The sequence below is a fragment of the Mesobacillus sp. genome (assembly GCF_047739415.1).
In the GTDB taxonomy this organism is placed as follows: domain Bacteria; phylum Bacillota; class Bacilli; order Bacillales; family Cytobacillaceae; genus Mesobacillus.
Window position 1 is genome coordinate 24,046 of the sequence record NZ_JBIQOE010000286.1, and the last position, 20,208, is coordinate 44,253.

General features: G+C 41.1%; 19 protein-coding genes and 1 pseudogene. 15 read left to right on the forward strand and 5 right to left on the reverse strand.

Features of this window, described 5'->3' with window-relative positions; all coding sequences use genetic code 11:
- Positions 1-172: 172 nt before the first annotated feature.
- The 9 genes and pseudogenes from dinG (at position 173) to ACH0QE_RS22790 (ending at position 8,322) form a co-directional block, all read left to right on the forward strand.
- Positions 173-2,968 carry an ATP-dependent DNA helicase DinG gene (dinG, locus tag ACH0QE_RS22750; protein WP_415802711.1) on the forward strand — a complete coding sequence of 932 codons (2,796 nt, stop codon included), beginning with the start codon at positions 173-175 and terminating at the stop codon, positions 2,966-2,968.
- Between the two features lie 92 nt (positions 2,969-3,060).
- Positions 3,061-3,891, forward strand: coding sequence for an ATP-dependent DNA helicase (locus ACH0QE_RS22755; protein ID WP_415802712.1), 831 nt, complete (start codon positions 3,061-3,063; stop codon positions 3,889-3,891).
- 263 nt (positions 3,892-4,154) lie between these two features.
- The gene (locus tag ACH0QE_RS22760) at positions 4,155-4,325 is read left to right on the forward strand and encodes a YpmA family protein (RefSeq protein WP_084135367.1); all 171 of its coding nucleotides are present in this window, start codon (positions 4,155-4,157) and stop codon (positions 4,323-4,325) included.
- A gap of 84 nt (positions 4,326-4,409) precedes the next feature.
- Positions 4,410-4,895, forward strand: a complete 486-nt coding sequence (locus ACH0QE_RS22765; RefSeq protein ID WP_415802713.1) for a DUF5590 domain-containing protein — start codon at positions 4,410-4,412, stop codon at positions 4,893-4,895.
- A gap of 106 nt (positions 4,896-5,001) precedes the next feature.
- Complete coding sequence (locus tag ACH0QE_RS22770) at positions 5,002-6,183, forward strand: pyridoxal phosphate-dependent aminotransferase (protein WP_415802755.1); 1,182 nt, start codon at positions 5,002-5,004, stop codon at positions 6,181-6,183.
- 6 nt (positions 6,184-6,189) lie between these two features.
- Positions 6,190-6,306: pseudogene (locus ACH0QE_RS22775) on the forward strand (amino acid--tRNA ligase-related protein); the annotation flags it as partial.
- Positions 6,307-6,481: 175 nt separating this feature from the next.
- Complete coding sequence (locus ACH0QE_RS22780) at positions 6,482-7,189, forward strand: DnaD domain-containing protein (RefSeq protein ID WP_415802714.1); 708 nt, start codon at positions 6,482-6,484, stop codon at positions 7,187-7,189.
- Between the two features lie 105 nt (positions 7,190-7,294).
- Complete coding sequence (gene nth / locus ACH0QE_RS22785; protein WP_415802715.1) at positions 7,295-7,945, forward strand: endonuclease III; 651 nt, start codon at positions 7,295-7,297, stop codon at positions 7,943-7,945.
- Positions 7,945-8,322: a YpoC family protein gene (locus ACH0QE_RS22790; RefSeq protein WP_415802716.1), complete on the forward strand. Its 378-nt coding sequence runs from the start codon at positions 7,945-7,947 to the stop codon at positions 8,320-8,322. Before nth ends, ACH0QE_RS22790 begins: the two co-directional genes overlap by 1 nt.
- A 30-nt stretch (positions 8,323-8,352) precedes the next feature.
- On the opposite strand, the gene ACH0QE_RS22795 is transcribed toward ACH0QE_RS22790, so the two are convergent.
- A complete protein-coding gene (locus tag ACH0QE_RS22795) occupies positions 8,353-10,893 on the reverse strand; it encodes a PBP1A family penicillin-binding protein (RefSeq protein ID WP_415802717.1) in 2,541 nt (846 codons plus the stop codon).
- A gap of 32 nt (positions 10,894-10,925) precedes the next feature.
- Positions 10,926-11,543, reverse strand: coding sequence for a Holliday junction resolvase RecU (gene recU, locus ACH0QE_RS22800; protein WP_415802718.1), 618 nt, complete (start codon positions 11,541-11,543; stop codon positions 10,926-10,928).
- Positions 11,544-11,666: 123 nt separating this feature from the next.
- Between recU and ACH0QE_RS22805 the strand changes: the two genes are divergently transcribed.
- From ACH0QE_RS22805 to ACH0QE_RS22815, 3 genes are all read left to right on the forward strand, one after another.
- Positions 11,667-12,653 (forward strand): DUF2515 domain-containing protein, encoded by a 987-nt coding sequence (locus tag ACH0QE_RS22805; RefSeq protein ID WP_415802756.1) that lies wholly within the window; start codon positions 11,667-11,669, stop codon positions 12,651-12,653.
- A 440-nt stretch (positions 12,654-13,093) separates the two neighbouring features.
- A complete protein-coding gene (locus ACH0QE_RS22810; RefSeq protein ID WP_415802719.1) occupies positions 13,094-13,348 on the forward strand; it encodes a hypothetical protein in 255 nt (84 codons plus the stop codon).
- A 123-nt stretch (positions 13,349-13,471) separates the two neighbouring features.
- Entirely contained in the window at positions 13,472-13,843 is a 372-nt protein-coding gene (locus ACH0QE_RS22815) for a YppE family protein (protein ID WP_415802720.1), read from the forward strand.
- Between the two features lie 43 nt (positions 13,844-13,886).
- Here ACH0QE_RS22815 and ACH0QE_RS22820 read toward each other — a convergent pair whose 3' ends face one another.
- Positions 13,887-14,084, reverse strand: a complete 198-nt coding sequence (locus ACH0QE_RS22820) for a YppF family protein (protein WP_102263371.1) — start codon at positions 14,082-14,084, stop codon at positions 13,887-13,889.
- A gap of 191 nt (positions 14,085-14,275) precedes the next feature.
- Here ACH0QE_RS22820 and ACH0QE_RS22825 point away from each other — a divergent pair, with 191 nt between their 5' ends.
- On the forward strand, positions 14,276-14,854 hold the full coding sequence (locus ACH0QE_RS22825) for a YppG family protein (RefSeq protein WP_415802721.1): 579 nt from the start codon (positions 14,276-14,278) through the stop codon (positions 14,852-14,854).
- Between the two features lie 89 nt (positions 14,855-14,943).
- Here ACH0QE_RS22825 and ACH0QE_RS22830 read toward each other — a convergent pair whose 3' ends face one another.
- Positions 14,944-15,417, reverse strand: a complete 474-nt coding sequence (locus ACH0QE_RS22830; protein WP_415802722.1) for an Hsp20/alpha crystallin family protein — start codon at positions 15,415-15,417, stop codon at positions 14,944-14,946.
- A 223-nt stretch (positions 15,418-15,640) separates the two neighbouring features.
- Here ACH0QE_RS22830 and hcp point away from each other — a divergent pair, with 223 nt between their 5' ends.
- Complete coding sequence (gene hcp / locus ACH0QE_RS22835) at positions 15,641-16,942, forward strand: hydroxylamine reductase (protein WP_415802723.1); 1,302 nt, start codon at positions 15,641-15,643, stop codon at positions 16,940-16,942.
- A gap of 92 nt (positions 16,943-17,034) precedes the next feature.
- Here the strand turns inward: hcp and ACH0QE_RS22840 are convergent, their stop codons facing one another.
- Positions 17,035-17,727 (reverse strand): Crp/Fnr family transcriptional regulator, encoded by a 693-nt coding sequence (locus ACH0QE_RS22840; protein WP_415802724.1) that lies wholly within the window; start codon positions 17,725-17,727, stop codon positions 17,035-17,037.
- 198 nt (positions 17,728-17,925) lie between these two features.
- On the opposite strand from ACH0QE_RS22840, the gene ACH0QE_RS22845 reads away from it, so the two are divergent.
- Positions 17,926-20,202 (forward strand): DEAD/DEAH box helicase, encoded by a 2,277-nt coding sequence (locus ACH0QE_RS22845; RefSeq protein WP_415802725.1) that lies wholly within the window; start codon positions 17,926-17,928, stop codon positions 20,200-20,202.
- The last annotated feature ends 6 nt before the right edge of the window (positions 20,203-20,208 follow it).

The following is a 20,208-nucleotide window of genomic DNA, read 5'->3' on the forward strand; positions in this document are numbered from 1 at the left end:
AAGGATAACCAACGACAAAAAGATATCCAAAAGTATTCAAAATGGCAATAATATAAGTAGGACTAAAAGGATTAAATCTAATAGATGGGCGATGCACGCACTGTGCCGCTTTCACTTTCATATTTTTTATGATACGGTTTTGTTTGACTGAATGTTAGAGGTGTATTGAAGAATGAGCCAAAAATTTGTGGTTGTAGATTTAGAAACAACGGGCAATTCCCCTAAAAAGGGTGACAGTATTATACAATTTGGAGCAGTGATCATTGAAGATGGTAAGATTACTGGCCGATTCTCCTCGCTTGTCAATCCATTGCGGGAGATTCCTGCTTTCATTGAAGAGTTGACAGGAATTTCTGATTCAATGGTAAAGGATGCTCCATTATTTAAGGAAATCGCTCCGCAGGTTTCTGATATGCTTGAAGATGCTTATTTTGTGGCTCATAATGTCTTATTTGATCTTTCCTTTTTACAAGAAGAATTATTAAATTCAGGACAGGAAGGGTTTTATGGTCCTGTTATAGATACTGTGGAAATGGCAAGAATCCTGTATCCGACTGCTGACAGTTATAAACTGACTGATTTGGCCGCAAGGGAGGGTTTGCACCATGACCGCCCTCATCAGGCTGATAGTGATGCACAAGTGACAGCAGAACTGCTTCTGATTATGCTTGAGGATATAAATGCGTTGCCTTTGGTCACAGTCAAAGAGCTGGCAAAGCTTTCAGAGGGGCTGAAGAGTGATCTTCACTTAATTTTTGATGATGTCTTGAATGTGATGGAGAGCAGACTGGAGATCTTACCTGAACATATTGAGGTCTACCGCGGGATTGCCTTGAAAAAGAGAGCGGTGATCAGCAAGATTATCCAAAGTGCTATTGCGTATCCGGAATCAGTAAAGGAAAAGGTGACTTTACTCCAAAAGGCATTTTCTGGATATGAAATCAGGCACGGACAGTTCGAGATGATGGACAGCGTACGTGAAGCATTCTCGAACAATGGCCATGCTTTGATTGAAGCGGGAACGGGTGTAGGAAAGTCCCTCGGGTATTTGATTCCTGCAGCAATTTTTTCATTGGAGAGTAATGACCCGGTTGTGATCAGTACCTACACAACACAGCTTCAGGAACAGCTCTTATTCAATGACATCCCAAAACTTGCACAGGTATTGGGAACAACCATAAATGCATCGTTAATTAAAGGCAGGAACAACTATATCAGCATGGCCCGGTTTGAGCACTCTCTGAGGGAGGTAGAGGAGAATTACGATACAGCCCTTACTAAAATGCAAATCCTTGTTTGGCTTACGCAAACAGAAACTGGAGACTTTGATGAACTCAATTTGTCCAGCGGGGGCATGCTCTTCTGGAGTAAAGTGAAAAATGAACGCTCGCTTTTCCTCAAGACGAAGCACTGGGAGAATCATGATTTTTATCAAAGGGCTATCGAAAAAGCCCATAATGCGGATATTTTGATCACTAACCATTCAATGCTGCTTGCCGACCTTGTTTCAGAGAAGGGGCCGCTGCCGAATTATGACTATGCAGTACTTGATGAAGGTCATCAATTCGAAAAGGCGGCAGGAAAGTATTTTGGCAAGTCACTGGATTATCTTGCTGTCAGGCTCGTACTGAATCAGCTTGGTTTATATGACCAAAACCAGTTGTTCTATAAATTGGAGACATTGCTTAACAATAATAACGGTGATCTGGGAAGCAGCAGGCTCCATACGTTTGAAATCAATCAGTTGATATCTGATTTGGTATATGAAACAGAAGAGCTCTTCAAGCTTGCGGGAACATATGCAAGAAAAGCGTTGAAGAATAAATCTTATGGCAGCAAATTGAATGCAAGCATGGTTCCGGACAGGGATAACCGGATTTGGACCGCATTGAAAACAACCGCAGAAAGGTTTTATTTCCACTTAAAGGATTTAATCACCGCTCTGGAAGGAAGGCTGGATGAGGCGGGGAAAAGCACTCATCGCTATACAGGCGTGCAGCAATCAATCCTTGAAGAGGTTGTGTCAGTTAAAGAAGATTTGGAAAAAATCCGCATTACGGCTAGGACTCTTTTTATGGACGAAAGTGGTTATGTGAGATGGATTGAGGCAGATATGAGGGCTTTGCAAAATTCAACGACAATCTTTTCACGACCTGTTTATGTATCTGATTATTTGTCAGAACAATTTTTTGCGAAAAAAAGAAGTGTAGTCGTTACATCAGCAACCCTTTCTGTTAATAATTCTTTCACCTTTATTAAAAGGGAATTAGGACTGCGAAATACGCTGATGGAAAAGCAAATTCCATCGCCATTTTCCTATGAGTCTCAGGTCAAGCTCATTGTCCCAGATGACTTGCCGGATATAAAGTCTGTATCTAATGATGACTATGTGGCAGCCATTACGGAACATATCATCTCGATTGCAGAAGCAACTAAGGGCCGGATGCTGATTTTGTTCACATCGCATGAGATGCTGAAAAAGACGTATGAACTAATAAAGGAGAGCGGCCTCCTTGAAGAATTTATTTTGATTGCCCAGGGGATTACTGCAGGCAGCAGGACAAGACTGACCAGAAACTTCAAACGGTTCGACAAAGCGATTTTATTCGGGACCAGCAGTTTCTGGGAGGGTGTTGATATTCCGGGAGAGGATCTATCATGTTTGATAATCGTGAGGCTGCCATTTACACCGCCAGATGAACCAATAACAGCTGCAAAATGTGCTTTGATCAAGGAAAACGGTGGCAGCCCTTTCTCTGAATTGTCTCTCCCTGAAGCCGTCCTGAGATTTAAACAAGGGTTTGGAAGACTAATCCGTACATCAAACGATAGAGGCCTGATTCTAATCTTTGATCGAAGGCTTGTTACCACCTCATACGGAAGTGCATTTTTACAATCGGTACCTGGCGTTCCAGTTGAGAAAGGATCTATAACAGAAATAGTCGATATGATTCATGATTGGTTGTAGTACTTTTCCGAGGAAGACGCTTTTTTTAAAAGCCTTTTATAATTTTAGCTAAATGACACACTCTATAGCTAGAAGTAATTGGAGGAGTGTACATGAAGCTGTTATTAGCAATCCTGGCATTTATGAACTGGTATTATTTCCCTTATGAATCACCTTCTGCTCCAGTGGAGGTTGAAGGGGTAGATGTAAATCTGAAAAGAAATGAATTGGCATTTACTTTTTTAGCATTAAGCGATGGAGAGGCAGCGCTGATTCAGCACGCTAATGGTGAGAATATACTGGTGAATACGGGTGGTAAGGAAACATTAAAAGAACTTGAACGGCTGCTAACTCTTTTTCATGTTAATGATTTATCGACTATTATTTTGACCTCAAATGCGGGGCAGGAAAACCTTAATCAAATAATCCAAAAATACAATGTACGCAGGATATTAACAGGACAAGCTGGTAATCAGATTCTTGCAGAAGCATCAATTCCGACTGAAGTGAAGGTTCAAACCTGGAAGCAGGGAGATTTGTTAAAGCTAATGCCAGGGTTGACTGCAGAAGCCATTTTCGATGGCAGTGAAGAGAAAGAAGGCACAGATATTTCTTTTCAATTTTTTCATCATCAAATTTTTTATGTTAGTTCAGCTAGTCATGCTTCTGAACAAGCCTTTCTTGCCGAACCACTGAAGAATGTCAATATTGTCAAATTGCCGTTTTTTGCTGCAAAAGGCTCTTTTTCAGATTTGCTGATCGAGCATCTTGATCCTCAGCTGGCAGTCATCTTCAAATCAAATTCAATTAAACCGGATCCGGATTTAGTGGAGATGCTGCATGAAGCCTGGATTGATGTTTATTTCACAAAGCAGCATGGTACTGTTACAATTAAGCTTACTGATTCAACTTATGATGTCATCACGATTTTGAGTGAAGAATAATAGCTGGTTTGATTTAGGTGATTTTACTACAATTTTCAGCTGGAGATGCAGGTGTCGAAAACATAAAACGGGCTGAAGAAAAACTGCGCATATTCTGCGCAGCCATTTTTGATGTTTGGACTAGAAAAGTTTTTTTGTGTGTCAGCAATACTCTTACCAGTGAGGACCATCTCCTGATATAATGAGTGGTGTTAATTGTATTGTTGCCAGCTGAACGCTCATATATAAATGACAAAAATTGTGTGAGAGGAGAGGAAGCGGGCATGGAAAGCAAAATTGAAGTAGTTTCGACTGTAAAGGTCCAGAATAGTCCTGATTTGTATAAAATTGTAGATGCACTAAACAGGACTTTAAAGCGTGATGACCTCATGTTCGGTCTTGCATTGGATCAGGATGATAAAGAAAAAGCAATCTTTACGATTTACCGCACATGATTAAGAAGGAATAAATGGACTGAGCTGCTGTTTTTAATAATTGTTAAAGCAGTGAATTAAACATACATAAAGAAGGGGATACATGTGAAGAAATGGATATTTTTCAGTATCCTCATTGTTGTTACAATTGTGGGGATTCTGGTCAATGTATACTTAAATGCGGTTGAGCCAGTGAAGGCAGCAGAAAAAGAGGCTGTTCAAATTGCGTCAAATGAAACTAACCTTTCAGATTTTACAAACTTCAGTTTGTATAGTGGTGAAGAGACTTATTATGTGATGACGGGGAAAAATGCCAAACAGGAAGATGTTTATGTTTGGATCAATGAAAAAAACAGCGAAGTTATCACGAGAAATGCGAAAAATGGTATCACGAAAAAAGAAGCTTTAAATAAACTATATCAGGAAAAAAATCCGAATGAAATTATTGAAGTAAGGCTAGGCATGGCCAGAATCCAAAAGACGGACAGGCCGGCATGGGAAATTTTTTACCGAAACAACAACGACACAATAAATTATTATTATGTCGATTTCGATACCGGTGAAAAACTGAGAGCCATTGATAATTTGTGATTCTCATTCGGCAAATTTTTGAATCAAGATGAAATGTTGGACAATACGATATTATTAAATATTTAATCATAGCCACGTGCAAAAAATAGGAGGTAAAGGGATGGAGATCCAATTAGCCAGCAGAGTGGGAGCACTCACTCCTTCATCAACTTTGGCAATTACCGCGAAAGCAAAAGAATTGAAGGCGCAAGGGAAAGACGTGATAGGACTAGGAGCGGGAGAACCTGACTTCAATACGCCGCAGCATATTATTGATGCTGCTGTTAAGTCCATGAATGAGGGCTTCACTAAGTACACCCCATCTGGCGGGCTGCCGGAGTTGAAAAAGGAAATCGCAGCGAAGTTAAAAGGTGATCAAGGGCTCGAATATCAGTTGAATGAAATCATCGTAACAAGTGGAGCTAAGCATGGCTTGTACACCCTTTTCCAAGTCATCCTTGATGAAGGTGACGAAGTGATCATACCGATTCCTTATTGGGTCAGCTATCCTGAGCAGGTGAAGCTTGCAGGAGGAAATCCTGTCTATGTTGAAGGGCTTGAACAGAACAACTTCAAAATCACCCCTGAACAACTAGAAGAAAAGGTCACCGACAAAACAAAGGCGGTCATCATTAATTCCCCTAGCAACCCTACAGGAATGGTATATTCCCAAGAGGAATTGAAGGCTCTTGGTGATGTATGTATTGATAAGGGTATCCTGATTATATCTGATGAGATTTATGAAAAATTAATTTATGGCAATGCTGAGCATAACTCAATTGCTGAACTCTCAGAAGAGCTTAAAAAGCAGACGATCATCATCAACGGCGTGTCCAAGTCCCATTCAATGACAGGCTGGAGAATCGGTTATGCAGCTGGTAACAGTAAAATTATCAAAGCAATGACTGACCTGGCAAGCCATAGCACGTCAAATCCAACGACACCTGCCCAGTATGCAACGATTGCAGCTTACGCAGGGTCCCAGGATGCTGTAGAAACAATGCGTACGGCGTTTGAGGAAAGACTTGAAATCATCCATGGCAAGCTGAATGAAATACCGGGAATCAGCTGTATAAAGCCTCAGGGAGCATTTTACCTGTTCCCAAATGCAAAAGAAGCCGCTCTAATGACGGGCTGCAAGGATGTGGATGAGTTTGCAGAAGTATTGCTGACAGAAGCGAATGTTGCGGTAGTTCCTGGATCGGGATTTGGAGCTCCAGACTACATGCGACTGTCATACGCGACATCCCTTGACCACCTAGAGGAAGCGATCAGCAGAATTCATCAATTTATTGACAGCAAGTCTTAATCTCTAGTCCCGCACTCGGGCTTCGGGCTTGGTCTTGAAAGAACAGTAGCGAGGATCAGCGGGGTAGCACACGTACGTGAATCGATCCCATTCCCACGTTTGCTGAACCGTCTTTACCCATAAAAAACGAAAAGGCCCGTTCATTGCGGGCCTTGTTGTATTTTAGGGAAGCTTGTTTTATTTTGTCTGGTTTAGCTTTCTTTATCGCTATTTTTCGACTAATTTCCCTTTTTAATCTTTTTCTATTTTATTACCAGCCGGGCTTGTTCATGCTATACTATGAAAAGAGGTGTCCGGAATGAAAAAAGCAGATATGTTAGATTGGCTGAAAGAGGGGAATGTTACAATTCCTGCCGTATTGCTTACGCAGTACAAAGAAATGAGATTGAACGAACAAGAATTAGCATTATTACTTCATGTATTCTATTTTTCTGAAAAAGGAAATGAATTTCCTACGCCTACGGAACTTGCAGCCCGCATGACGATATCGGCTTTCGAATGTACAGATTTGCTCCGAGCACTGATTCAAAGAGGGTTTATATCGATAAGTGACGGGAATTCTACGGACGGAATCAGATATGAAAAATACTCCCTGGAACCGCTGTGGGAAAAGCTGTTTGATCAGTTTATGCTCAAACGGAAACAGGAAAAAGAGATGACCAACCAGAAGGAAGAAACGGATTTATATACAGCGTTTGAAAGGGAATTCGGCCGGCCGTTATCACCCTTTGAATGCGAGTCACTGGCAATGTGGATGGATGATGATCACCATGACCCTATCATTATTAAAGCTGCATTAAGAGAAGCTGTCATTTCTGGCAAATTGAATTTTCGGTACATAGACCGGATTCTTTTTGAATGGAAGAAGAATGGGATCAAAACGATCGAACAAGCCAAAAGTTATGGAAGGAAATTCAGGCAGCACCAAAGTGCTCAAAAGACAGGGAAGGAAGAAACGAAAGTTTCTGCGAATCCTGTTCCATTTTATAACTGGCTTGAACAGTAATTGTAATGAGAGAATGCATCTATTCTCTCTTTTTTTAGGTTCTATTCGATACGTGATGTCTTTATTTATATTGAAAGTCGTAAATTTAGAAATGTGGTGAGATATATGTTAAATAAACAGCAAATCCGGTTTTGCCTTGATGAAATGGGAAGGATGTTTCCTAATGCGCATTGCGAGCTGGTTCACTCTAACCCATTTGAACTGGTCATTGCTGTCGCCCTATCTGCTCAGTGCACTGATGCTCTGGTGAATAAGGTGACCAAAAACTTATTCCAAAAATACAAAAGTCCTGAGGATTTTTTGAGTGTTTCATTGGAAGAACTGCAGCAGGACATTCGGTCAATTGGATTATATCGCAATAAAGCAAAAAATATCCAAAAGCTTTGCAGGATGATTATTGATGAGTATGGCGGGGAGGTGCCGCGGGACAGGGATGAATTGACAAAGCTTCCTGGCGTTGGACGAAAAACAGCTAATGTCGTGGTTTCAGTCGCTTTCGGGATACCTGCCATTGCAGTTGATACACATGTGGAGCGGGTCAGCAAACGCCTGGCTTTTTGCCGCTGGAAGGATTCAGTTCTTGAGGTTGAGAAGACATTGATGAGAAAGGTTCCTGAGGAAGAATGGTCCATTACGCATCACAGGATGATTTTCTTTGGACGATACCATTGTAAAGCCCAGAATCCCAAGTGTGAAACATGTCCTTTACTGGAGGTATGCAGAGAGGGCAAAAAAAGAATGAGAGCAAAAGCGTAATGGAAAGAACAGATAGTTCCTCCCAGGATTTTGTACAAGCAGTGGAGATGGTTCTCAGTGAATGGGTGCAGTGCAAGGTTGAACTAGATATTCACTTTAAGAACAGGGATAGCGATAGGGCACTGCCATTGATGAAGAGTGCGATAGATTTATTTGAACAGTTTCTTTTTCTTTCAAATAGCCTGAATCAAGATTTATATTCGATTAATGACTGTAAAATCAAACCGGTGAATGTAGAAGAAAGGCTTGATTTTATTGTTTCAAGACCCAAACTTTTTCATTCTTATAAACAACTTGCTGAGTTGTTCGCTGAACAGGAAAAACAGTTTGCCAAACAAGCGGCATTAAATAGAGCAAAAAACAAACGTCCTGATTAGAATCAGGACGTTTGTTTTTTTTAGAACTGGTTATGTGCCAGGGAGTGCATTCTCATCACCGTCATCATTACCATCATTATTTCCATTACCATTGCCGTTTCCATTACTGTTCCCGTTCCCGTTTTCGTTATCATTTCCTTGGCCATCTTCATTTCCTTCTTCATTCTCATCTTCTTCATTTTCATTCTCGCCATCTTCTGGTTCAGGAAGGAGTGGTTCTGGAACTTCAACTTTAAGGTTGGCCGGGTCGGAGCGCTGTTCACCACGTATCGCTGTGACTTTGAAAGAATAAATTCCGCCTGGAACTGCATTGGCGATTTTTAAGCCTGTCTCTGCTGTAGTGGTCAGAGTTTGCTCAGGACCTTCATCAAGGGAAGCAGTAACCTCAAATTGGATACCCTCTTTATTCTCCTGATTGAATTCCCAGCTCAGGATGATTTCATTTTTCGATTCATCGTATTTTGCTTCAAGCTTTGAAGGTGTTTCAAGCTTTTCAAACTTCTTGGAAGTTTCCTTAGGAACATTGCCCTTTACAGCCCACTCGTAAAGAATTTCATCCTTTGGAGTATATTCACTTGCAAGCTTTGCAGGCATCGTACCTTTTTCGATTTTGACTCTTTCTACACTCTTTGGAACAGTAAAATCAGGTGTATCTATGTCTTTAGATACATAGGTCATCAGGTTCTTGAACAGAGTCTGTGATATTTTTTGTTCATTACCGTACAGTGCCGTCTTTCTGTCGCTATAACCGGTCCAGACGGATGCTGTATATCTTGTTGTATAGCCCACAAACCAGGAATCAGGGACACCGCCATTTTTAATCCCCCATTTTTTGATATCTTCCGGTGTGTAGTTCGTTGTTCCTGTTTTTCCAGCAACATGAAGGTTTGGAATGTTTGCGTAAGTTGCTCCTGTACCTTGCTTGATCGCCGTCTTAAGCATATCGGAGATCATGAATGCAGTGTAATCCTTCATGACCACTTCCGTCTCAGGTGTCAAATCAATTTCCGTCTTGTCACGGAGTACAACCTTTTTGACTGAGTATGGCTCTGTAAAGAAACCATTGTTACCAAAGGCTGCATATGCACCAGCCATTTCAATTGGAGCTATTTCATGAGCCCCAATTGAAGCAGATTCAAAAATAGGATCATTTAGTGTTAAACCGAGCTTGACCCCGAATTCTCTTGCCTTTTCGTTACCTACTGCCTGGAAGGCTTGCAGGGCAGGGATGTTGATTGATTTTGCCAGAGCCATTCTCATGGTCATGACTCCGTTATACTTGTCGTTCCAGTTGCCAATCGGTTCGCCGTTTGAATAGGTCATCGGCTTATCTTCAAGCATATGGTAGGTACCCCAGCGTAAATGCTCAATCGCCGGACCATAGTCAAGGATTGGTTTGATGGTTGATCCTGGCTGTCTTTTTACATCAATCGCATAATTCAGGCCGCGTTTGACCTGCTGCTTCCTGCCACCGCCAATTGCGCGTATTTCCCCGGATTTCGTATCAAGCAGCGTGATGCCAGCTTGCATTTCATCATTAGGGAATTGTACAGCAGCATCTGTATTAAGGATGGTCTCTACGTGTTTTTGTGCATTTTGATCCAGTGTTGTATAAATCTCAAGTCCATCGGAAAAAATATCAAAATCAGTTTTTTCGGTTACTTCTTCGATGACCATATCGACAAACGCATCGAATGGCTCTTCATCCTTGTTCTTCCTGTTTTCTTCCTTGACGAGACTGGATTCCACAGGAATCTTTTGTGCTTTTTCCATCTCTTCCTTTGATATGAATCCATGCTGGTTCATCAGGGATAAAACAATATTCCTGCGCTTCTCTGCTTTTTCTGGATTCGTAAAAGGATTGTAATTATTAGGGCTCTGAGGCATTCCTGCAAGCAGGGCGGCTTCATGAAGCTCAAGCTCACTTAAGTCTTTACCGAAATAAGTCTTTGATGCAGTCAGGACACCGTGCATATTCTCTGACATATATATTTTATTGACATACATTTCAAAAATTTGCTGCTTTGTATACTTTTGTTCGAGCTGGTAAGCTAGCCATGCTTCTTGTGCTTTCCTTGATACCGTCTTTTCAAAGCCAAGGAAGTAGTTTTTGACAACTTGCTGTGTAATGGTGGAAGCCCCTTCGGATCCAAAGCCTTCAGTTATATTTGCTATAACGGCTCCTCCAAGACGGATGACGTCAATACCATTATGTTTATAGAATCGTACATCCTCTGTCGCTAAAAAGGCGTTTTCCACTAATTTTGGTATATCCTCATAGGCAACATAATCCCTGTTCTGTGAACCTACTTCTGTTACAAGCTCTTTATCTTTATCATAGATCTTAGAAGATATAGGGTCTTTAAGCAAGGACTCATCAAGTTTTGGTGTATCCTGTATCATGAATGCGAAGGTAGCGATTCCGGTCAACATGCCGATGATGCCAAGAGCAATCAGCGTAAGGAAAATTTTCTTGAACATTCCTTTATTCGCTTTCTTGCCTTTTGTTTTCTTAGTCTTGGCTGCCTGTTGTCTTCGGCGCTCCTCTCTAGTTTGAGGTTTTTGTGCCATTTATAGTTCATTCCTTTCTCGCAATAAAAACACTAACTAAGTTTATAAAGATAATCGATAACATTAATATAGTCAATCCTTGGGTGAAGGCCAAGAGGTATCTGATGGCCGAATTCAATGACTTCTTCCTTTGTGATTGACTTCCTGCCGCCATTTTGCATTCTTTCCCAGAAAGTCAGCAAATGGCTCGCTTCCAGCATGTATATCTCTTCTTCCGAGGAGAAACGGAGGATGACAAAACATATACCTCCTTGCTCAAGCACAGCTTTCATATGGACAATCTGATGTTCATGGAAGTTTTTCAATGGGAACGATGTTGAAAACTTGGTCTCTTTCGCTTCAAAATCAATGTACCTTCCCTTGTAAACTCCATTATAGTCTGTAGTAGAAGCTTGTTTAAAGTATGCCTCTTTTATAACAGCTGCACTCCTGCGCGGATAATCCACATTAACGATTTGAACGGGTGTCGGTTTTTTATGGATGACTGCTATACCCCGGTCAACATAGTAGGAGTTTGTTTCATTCAAGTCCTCCTCCAATGTCATTCCTCTATTGCTATAGGCTGCATTTTTTTGCACCCTGGCTTTTTTTGCCGGCTCTTTATTTGTATTGGGCGTATATTTCTTCCCATTTGGATAATTGAATATCAAGCTGACCACCTCGCAGACTACTCTATATCATACCAAATAACAACGGTTTTTGGTTGAATAAAAAGCCTCATTTCAATTCACCCTATAAAGAACCTATAGAAAAGGAAGAGAAAAGGTGTGTCAATAACCCAAAATCCTCAATTTCATCAGCTTCCTGACCATGAAGCGGAGATCATACAAAAAATAAGGCTGGAAACACATAACAAGAATTTGGACAATATCTCAAGAACAAGAGCGTATCTTGATTTTTATCTGGAATATCCCGAAATGATTTGGTCGTTCCTGGCCAGCATGGTTTCAAGGAATGGCGGCTATAATATGTGCGACCTTGAGGGAAATTGGTTCCCAAAGATGCTTGATCCTCCTTTACGGCAGCGGTTGTTCCTCACATATGAAAGGGCCAATTGGCTGATTTTCCGCGATGCCTTTTCGCAGCTTCTTTTATACTTTTATTCGACGAAAAAAAGGGTACCAATGTTTCACTTGCTGAAATTCCTGGATGTTTCAACTTTTATGGAAAAAGAATGGCAGGTGTTTTGGGAGCTTGGAGATAAAAAAAGGCTAATGACTGCTTTGATCATAAATGAACAGAATGTGATCCATAATCCTGTTATAAAGCATCCGGTTTATAAAAAGAGAGTATTTAACACAATGATGTTTTCCTTCGAAGATTATCTGCATTTCAGTACAGTCCTTTTTCCAACGTGTGAGGGAGAACTCTACGGGGCAAGTGTGAATGGATTTAAATCCGTCAGCAAAAGAATAAACCTCGGGAAGCGGCTTGCGTCAATTTTATTTGACCACAGGCACTATCCGTTATTTCTGGAGTTCGCGCTCCAAACAGAACATACTGCTTCAAGACATGATTATGAACAGTACTTTCCTTGCGATAAAAAAAGAGATACGCCATTTCTTCGCTGTACCTATCCAATCATTCAGCATCATTTTCGTCAACAAGGTGACTGGTATAAGGAGAGGAAATTTCACAAAAAGTGGTTTAGTCAGAAACTTAACCACAGACATCCTGTTCACTTGACGAAGTGGTACAAAATAAAGCAAAAACAGTTACATGCCATGATATCCGTAAAGGAATTATTCAATTCAGATTGATCCAAACAAAAAAGCAAGGGAGCTCCTTGCTTTTTGTCTTATCCAGCTCCAGCCTAGCCCTTCAACCTTTTGGCCATCATTCTGCTGGACGGTTTGGTCCTTCGAGCTTTTTGTCACCATAACCTGTTTTCTTTTCAGCAGTTTTATTAGGCTGCTGGGCAGTTTTCTGTTGTTTTTTATTCATGTGAACACCTCCCGAGATTAGTTTGTTCATTTGCTGTTTTTTCATTCGGTAATTGAATGTCGAAGGCTGTAAAGGATGATGCTGAAAAACACTTTGTTTGGCGAATTCCTTCTAGTTTTGTCAACAGTGAAGGAGGTTTCAGCAAGAAGTAGAATTTACAAGTAAAGTTCCAATTTCCTAATAGAGGATTCGTTGTCGTTCTGCAGGGTGCATACTGCCAGACCTTAAAATAACTATAGTTGGGAGAGATTGACCGATGAGACCAGGAATTGATAAAGAAGAGATTTTAGGGATGTTGACTGATATGGCCCATAGCCTTGAAGAGACCGATATCAACCTGCATGAATCTTTAATGGAAATCCGGGAAAAGCTGTGCCTGTCACATTCATCACAATTGAAAGAAACTGGCGTTTTTTTAGATAGAATGGAAGGGAAACTGCCTCAATTGATAAAATCTGAATTACAAGCAAAGTCAGAGCAATCCTCTCTAAAACTTGAATTGAGTTTTTAATTTATATTAGAATGAAATCATCTTAAAGTAGCTTTCTTAGAAGGCTGCTTTTTTTATAAGTTCATTAAGAAGGATAACAACAATGAACAAAGATAAAATAGATCTATAGAAAGTGTGATTAAAGTGGATTTGGAAAATAACATTCTTACATTATCCAAAAAACTGCTGGTTGATGTGGAGACGGCTCATAAACGATTTCAACACTCAAAGGAAGAGGGAGTAAGGGGCGACTTTCATTCAGAAGTAAAGCCATTTGCTGATGAGGTAAAACTTGCTGCAGATGCATGGAGAGTATCTGCAGGCCAATGGATTAGGGAGAATAGACCAAAGAATCTTCATGCTAATCAAATTGAAACAGCGGCAGACTATTTGGAAGTCATTTCTGTCCAAGCTTTCTTTCCTGAAACAAGCAAGAAAAGATTCCTAGATCAAATTCAATCCGTTGAATTCATATTGAATAGCATGATCATTGCCGTAGAGAAAGCAAGGCAGTGAATATAAAGAAGCACCAGAGAGCGACTCTGGTGCTTCCATCTTTTTATATGGATATTTCTTTCTGATCCTCGGGAATGAAAGCTCCTTGCAATTCCAGCTCACGAACCAGGTTCCGGTATTCTATAATGGTAATTTCATTCTGAATGTACGATTTTTTAGTAAAATCGAGCAATTCATTTACATGTTCCGGAGTGTATTCTTTTGTCTCAGCAAATAGATTTTTTAGTTCGTGAACGTTCATTTTTCATCCTCCTCCATCATTTGAATTAATCGTATCATGAAAATCGAATTGCCATCTATTTTTCAAAAATTGAAACTTCCGACAACATATTTCATCGTTAGACAAAATCGGAAGTACCTTCCAGCCTTATCACCAACTGGGCGGCAATAACATATAATATCGTAATGAAAACTTGGAGGAGGATGTTCGCCATGTTTGGCCGAAGGAATAAGACCAATACCAATCATCCACAATGGTGGGAATATCAGTATAATCACGATCCGAATTTTTTATATGGGAATAACCAAGGTTTGAACCGGCAGCAACCGCTCCCTCAACAATATAACGCTCCATTTTGGAATGCGAATGCTGGAAACTGGCCAAACCAATATATGCAGCAGGAGAAACCTGTGAATCCATATATGCAGCAGGGCAACCCAATGAATCCATATATGCAACAAGGGAACCCTTATTGGAATCAGCCTAATCCAATTGCTGGAAGCAAGAATGACTATTCTAAGATGCTTTTCCAAAACCCGCTTGAACCTGAGGGTGACCCTATCTACGGGTACTATAATCCCCAAGCAGATTATCAGAACTTCAATCCATATCCACAATACGCTTTCATGCCTAAGCAGCCCTCTGGCCTGCAGTCCATTATGAACTCTTTTAAAAGCCAGGATGGCAATTTGGATGTCAACAAAATGGTGGATACTGCCGGACAGATGATGAATGCCGTGACCCAGGTGTCTTCACTCGTCAAAGGTCTCGGCGGTATGTTTAAGGTCTAACTAAATAGAATCCAAAGGGATAAACAAAACAAGCAGGCAATGTATTGCAGCCTGCTTGTTTATTTTGTTCATTTTCATCAGATCGAACATCAATCTTGATCACTTAAAATATCAATCTTCTTTCCTTGTTTTTTTGCGATTTTGACTTCAAGCAGGCCGTTGCGATAGGAAGCGCGGGTCTTTCTTTCATTGACCGGCACTGAAAAGGGGATCGTTCTGCTTAATTGCCGCGCTGAAGCCGTGTGCCTCTCCGTCTTTGCGACATCATTGATTTCCGAAGTGACGTCAGTCTGATTGACCAGTATTGTAAGGGAGTTATTAATAATATTTATGGAAATCTGATCTCTTTTAACCCCTGGCAATTCTGCTGTCACAATATATTCCTTTTCTGTTTCATGCACTCCAACATTGAAGGGTGAATGTGGAAATGGGTGTCTGAAAAAATCATCAATGCTTTGCAGTATGCCTTTTACCGGCTTCTCCTGCATCAGCTGGTTCATGGATTTAAACCATTGTTCAAGGGCTTCATGTCTTTTTGGGCGATCAGGATGGTTGGTTGCCATCGATGCACATCCTCCTCTGCAGAAATTCTTATAATAGGTTATGTAGAGAAGAATGTCCCTGTTCAAGATTGAAATACTTTTACCTTGGTGAGGGTTCATTACTTCGCCTTACCTTTTTGAACACTTTGTGAAAAATGCCTTTAGTGTGATTTAGGTCACATAACCATATTTACATCCTCGGTATGCTGATACAGTAAATAACGCAGAAGAGGGGAATACACTTATGTTTTGTTACCAGTGTGAACAAACGCCAACAGGAGGATGTACAGTTGTTGGTGTATGCGGAAAAGATGAAACAATCGCAAGTCTACAGGATACAATGATTTTTGCTTTAAAGGGAATCGCAGCATATAGGACGCATGCCAACCAGCTTGGTTTTACTGATCCATTTGTTGACGCAACAACCCACGAAGCATTATATATGACATTAACCAACTCAAACTTTAATGTACAAGAACATATCGATATGGCAATGAAGGTAGGGCAATCAGCAGTTCGCGTAATGGAGCTTCTTGATGAAGCGCATACGAGCCGCCTTGGTATCCCTAAGCCGGTAAAAGTGAGCCAAAATAAGATTGAAGGAAAATGCATCGTCGTAACAGGTCATAATTTATTCGCGCTTGAAGAATTGCTTAAACAAACAGAAGGAAAAGGAATCAACATCTACACTCACTCCGAGATGCTTCCTGCCCATGGTTATCCGGCGTTGAAAAAATACCCGCACCTTAAGGGAAACATCGGAAAAGCCTGGTTCGACCAGCGCCGTCTGTTTGAAAAGTTCCCAGGAGCAATCCTGGCTACGACAAACTGTGTAATGCCAATCAAAGGTTCATATGCAGACCGTATGTTCACTTATGAGGTTACAGGCCTAGAGAATGTAAGAAAAATAGAAAATGATGATTTCACAATGCTTATTGAAAAAGCTTTGGAGCTTCCAGAAGCAAATATGGAATCTGAAGAAACATTAGTGACAGGCTTCCACCATGAAACAGTGATCGGCCTGGCGCCAGAGGTTATCGATGCAGTAAAATCTGGTAAAATTAAGCGCTTCTTCGTTATTGCTGGCTGCGACGCACCTGGTAAAGGCGGAGAATACTACCGGGAGCTTGCAACATCACTTCCTCCAGAAGCTGTTATCCTGACAACTTCATGCGGAAAGTTTCGTTTCAATGATGTGGATTATGGTGTGGTTCCTGGAACAAACATCCCTAGATATTTGGACCTTGGCCAGTGCAATAACTCTGTCTCTACTGTAAAAATTGCGAAGGCATTAGCTGATGCGTTTGAATGCGATGTAAATGAGTTGCCTGTAAGTATTGTCCTTTCTTGGTTCGAGCAAAAGGCTGTAGCGATCCTGCTTGGATTGTTCAGTCTAGGAATCCAGGATATTCGAATTGGACCTAAGCCGCCAGAATTCATTTCTGATGGTGTGATGGAAGTACTTCAGGAAACCTTCAACCTGAAGTTGATCACAACCGCGCAGGAAGATTTGGAAACAATGATGGGATTAAGCAAAACTGAATAATAATATGAACGCCCGAAGCATTATGCTCCGGGCGTTTTATTATGGTTCCTTAATCTTTTGTTAGTAAGAAAGTTTGCCCATCTACTAATAAATTAAACAAGCTCATCCATCAATATGTCCGGGTCTAATATCATGTTCCCATTAGAATCAGTCGTTATCAATTCGTCTTTTTTCATTTTTGTCAGCGTCCTGCTAACCGTTTCCCTGGTCGTCCCAATCATATTGGCCAGGTCTTTGTTAGTGAAATCAGCCTTTAACAAAATCGTGCCATCTTCCTGTTTTTCTCCATGAATTTCACCTAGCCTGATCAAAAGCTTTATGATCTGTTCGTATGTGTTGTTCAGGATTTGTGCTTCAAGCCTTTCTTGAAGGTCAACGATCTTTTCACCAAGTACCTTGAACACCTTGATGCTTAAGTGAGGGTTATCAACCAAAACTTTCTCGAATTGTGAAATCGGTACAACAACAATACTTGCCTGCTCCAATACTTCAGAATAACCCGGATAGCCCCCTTTCCTGAAAAACCCTACGTGCGGGAACATTTCTCCTTTTTTCAAAATAGCCACTATTTGCTCCCGTCCATTGGCATCACTTTTATAGATCTTCACTTTTCCTTCATTAATAAAATACACATTTTCAAGCCGAGCGCCCTGCATGAAAATATGACTGTTTTTCTTCCAATCTCGTGAAATTGATATATTTACAATCTTTTCAAGTTCATGGTCATTAAGGTCCCTGAACAAAGAAAAACTGGCCAGGACACTTTTAATTTCATTTTTATCCAAAAGAAACACCTCTATTAGCTGTTTGTCCTTTCTATTTTAGCAAATGGTTGTATTAAATGACATAACTGATTGTCCCGATGGTGGTAGAATTACGGATATCAAAAGGTGTATGCCAAAAAATAGCAATTTGATTTATTAAACTTTTATCTTTTGTAACGAACGTTTATTCGATAAAATAAGGATAACGAGGTGAACGCTATGAAAGTCCGGAAAAGTATGCAAGAGATTTTGCAAGAATTAAAGGTTAGTGAATCGGTTAAGAGAAACATTGTCCACTGGCATACGATAGATGAAAAAGAAGCGCAGTCTGAAGAAATGCCAGAGGAATTAAGCGAGATTCTGAAAAGAGCTTTAGAAAGACGCGGAATTTCCCGCCTATATACACATCAAAAGTCTTCTTATGATCAAATCATGAAAGGGCAGAGCATTGTGGCTGTCACGCCGACTGCTTCGGGAAAGACACTGTGCTATAACCTGCCAGTACTTCAATCAATCATAAATGATCCGAATGCTAGAGCGCTGTATATGTTCCCAACAAAAGCACTGGCCCAGGACCAAAAGAGTGAAATCAACGAGCTGATCCAGGAGGCGGAGCTGGCGATCAATAGCTATACATATGACGGTGACACTCCTTCCAATATCCGTCAGAAAGTCAGGAGGGCAGGGCATATCGTTATTACAAATCCGGACATGCTCCATTCTGCGATTCTTCCGCACCATACAAAATGGGTTTCTCTGTTTGAGAATCTGAAGTATGTTGTCATCGACGAATTGCATATTTACAGGGGAGTCTTCGGCAGCCATGTAGCAAATGTCATCAGAAGACTGAAGAGAATCTGTAATTATTATGGAAGCGATCCCGTTTTCATCTGTACTTCAGCGACGATTGCGAACCCGCTTGAACTGGCTGAGGGTCTGACTGAAAAGGAAATGGTTCTGATCGATAATAATGGAGCTCCTTCAGGTAGGAAGCACTTTTTATTTTATAATCCCCCAGTTGTCAATATCCCGTTGAATGTCCGCAGGAGTGCGACACTTGAAACCAGAAGGCTCGCAGGTGAGTTTTTGAAAAATAAGATCCAGACCATCGTGTTTGCAAGAAGCAGAGTGAGGGTCGAAATCTTGCTGACTTATCTCCAGGATTTGGTCAAACACAAGCTGGGACCAAAAGCAATCAGGGGATACCGTGGCGGTTACCTTCCGACAGAAAGGCGCGAAATCGAAAAGGGCCTCCGTTCCGGTGACATATATGGAGTAGTTAGCACGAATGCTCTTGAACTTGGTGTTGATATCGGTCAGCTTCAGGTATGCATCATGAACGGTTACCCGGGAACAATCGCAAGTGCCTGGCAGCAGGCAGGCCGGGCAGGCCGGCGCCATGGGGAGTCGGTTGTCATCATGGTGGCTAGCTCCAGTCCGCTGGATCAGTACGTTATCCAGAATCCTGATTACTTTTTCAACCGCAGTCCGGAAACGGCAAGGATCAATCCGGATAATTTGATTATTCTGATCGACCATATCAAGTGTGCTTCCTATGAATTGCCATTCAAAAAGGGCGACACTTTTGGTGCTGCTGAAATTGAGGAGATACTGGAATATTTGACTGAGGAGCGTATTCTTCACCAAAACGGAGACAAATGGTTCTGGATGAATGATGCATTCCCGGCTCACAATATCAGTCTCCGTTCAGCATCACAGGAAAATGTGGTGATCATCGACCAGTCAGATGTAGCAAATGTCAGGGTGATCGGCGAAATGGATACTTTTTCAGCCATGACGCTGCTGCATGAAGAAGCTATTTATCTGCATCAAGGAATCCAATTCCAGGTGGAAGAGCTTGATTGGGAAGAAAAAAAAGCGTATGTCCGTGAAGTCGATGTTGATTATTTTACCGATGCCAATCTTGCTGTCCAGCTTAGCGTTCTTGAGGAAGATAAAAATAGGGGTAATGATGAAACAGAAATCGGCTATGGAGATGTCAGCGTACGAGCAATGGCAACCATTTTCAAGAAGATCAGGTTTGAAACACATGAGAATATCGGATCTGGACCGATTTATCTTCCGGAAGAGGAGCTTCATACTAGTTCAGCATGGATATCACTGAACAAAGAGTTATCCGAATTCGGCCATGACCGTCTTGAGGAAGGATTGATAGGGACTTCTCAGGCACTAAAACATATCGCACCGTTATTCGTGATGTGCGACCCTTCTGACGTCCATGTAGTCCCTCAGGTCAAGGCTGCCCATAATGAAAAACCAACCATCTTTTTTTATGATCGCTATCCTGGTGGGATAGGATTAAGTGAAAAAATATACACAGGAATAGAAGAAATTCTGAACCAAACAAAGCAAATGGTCATGAATTGTCAGTGTTCCGATGGGTGCCCGTCCTGCATCGGAACGGATACTGCATCTATCCATTCTAAAAATGACGTAGTAAAATTACTGGATTTATTCCTTGAAGCTGCAATTTAGGAAAGG